This is a genomic window from Helicobacter sp. T3_23-1059, assembly GCF_053654515.1.
The window spans coordinates 1-1,858 of the sequence record NZ_JBSIUV010000123.1; the positions used below are offsets into that span (position 1 = coordinate 1).

A 1,858-nucleotide genomic window follows, 5' to 3' on the forward strand; every position below is an offset into this window, starting at 1 on the left:
ACTAATGAATCTACAATGGGTAGAATGAATGTATTTATCGATGACAAAAGGGTGGATTCTAATGGTAAATTTATAGAAAAAAATACAGCACAGGGCAATAAAGAATATGAAATGTTTAACCCCTTTTCATTGCCAAATGATGAAAACAACTATGCTTACATACTAGAGCGACCAGGACCTGATAGCATAGCAGGTGAAGTTAATTTGCGAATCCCAGATGGGAGGTATAATGTAATGTGGAATGATGGAAATATGAAAGGCGTTTTAAAGTTATTTAATAATTATCTATCAAAAGGCAGGGCGATTTTGATTCACGGGGGCAATACACCAAAAGATTCTGAAGGATGTTTGTTAATAAATGATAAAAAAGTTAGCGATAACACAATCATCAAAATCGAAAACGAAAAAAAAGTGATAAGATTCAAACAAAATTTAGAGCATTGGCTAAAAAAAATCAACAATAATACCATAGATGGATCTGTTACGATAATTATAAAAAACAATTTTGTTATAAATAATATAAATGAGATTGTTCAAAGTGAAGCGTAAAAAATGCAAAAAATACTTAGATTCATCGTTTTAGTGGTTGCGTGTGGCATATTTGCAAATACATATTATTTTAGCGACAACAAGCTAAATCCTCAATGCGTGGATATTTTTATTCAAGTCCAAATGAAAACTGCAAAAAAATAACGGAGAAGTTAAAATGAATATCACACAATTTATTAGATTAATAGATAATTCAACTTTAAGAACACCAATTATCCCTTGCGTTTTTTTTGATAAATTTTATAATAGCAATATAGGCGAAATCCTAAAATTCAAAGGACACCTCCGCATTTCGTGGAGCTTTGATATAAAGCACAATAAAAACATTGATTTAATATTTTTCCCGCAAAATAATCCATATATAAACTATGCCGTCCTTTATGCTAAAGACTTCCAAAAAAGCATAGATGGAGAGCAGTTGCGTGTATTTGGACTGCCTAGAGCATTAGATAACATAAAGATTCCTTACGACATAAACTACGACTTTGTAAAAGACATTCTCTCAAAGGCTGGTTTTAGTGAATCCCAACAACAGCGTTTTTTTGATATGCGTTTTGGCTCGGTGCTTGTGCCGTTGGAAGTGGAATTTGAGTGGTATAGCATAACTATGGAGCAATTATCATTTTTTAAGTATGACACTTTTATGGGATTTTTTGGAAATGCCGAGTTTGCTGAATTTGGAGAATTGGACATACTTATAGGAATTATAAAAAACCACTCTCTACTTACCGCAATACCCAATTTAGAAGCCTATAATATACCTTGGCTTAAAGATAATATAGAAGCTAAAAACTCTATAACTAAACCTTTGCCTACTTCAGCATTAGCATACACAAAAACAAACATAAATGACTTTATGGTAAATGTCCGTGATAAGCCAGATTCTAAAAATGGTAAAATAGTAGCTCAGCTGTTATCACAAGCTACAAATACGCCTAATATTTACAAAACAGATTTTAATGGTTTAACCGATGGCAGTATAAATCCTATATATCAGCCAATGTTTGATAAAGGATATGAATGGTATCACAAAGATAATCCAAAGATTAGTCCTCTTGATGGCGCAAGTTGTTATGTGCTTTATTATAATTTTAAAATGTTAAAATCCTACTACAACACCAACAAACAAAAACTCATAAACCCTTTATTTAGAGATAATTATTTAGTGCTTATTTGGGATATATTGCCAAATGATTGGTGCAAAGTGTGGATTTTAAAATCTCATAATTTTGATATAGATTCTTTTGATGACAAACGCACAATCATAGACAAAAAATACAAACAAACATTCAATAAAACCCCATCCACG

At 31.5% G+C, this 1,858-nt stretch carries 3 protein-coding genes; all 3 read left to right on the forward strand.

The features are described 5' to 3' along the window. A partial coding sequence (locus ACWIX0_RS13420; RefSeq protein WP_454174487.1) for a DUF5675 family protein occupies positions 1–549 on the forward strand: 549 nt, incomplete at its 5' end. Positions 550–552: 3 nt separating this feature from the next. Beyond that, positions 553–693, forward strand: coding sequence for a hypothetical protein (locus ACWIX0_RS13425; protein ID WP_454174488.1), 141 nt, complete (start codon positions 553–555; stop codon positions 691–693). Between the two features lie 13 nt (positions 694–706). After that, a partial coding sequence (locus tag ACWIX0_RS13430) for a hypothetical protein (protein ID WP_454174489.1) occupies positions 707–1,858 on the forward strand: 1,152 nt, incomplete at its 3' end.

What these genes read in the sequence shown, in the direction of transcription:
- ACWIX0_RS13425 (WP_454174488.1), top strand. Translation starts at nt 553, where the DNA reads ATGCAAAAAATACTTAGATTCATCGTTTTAGTGGTTGCGTGTGGCATA.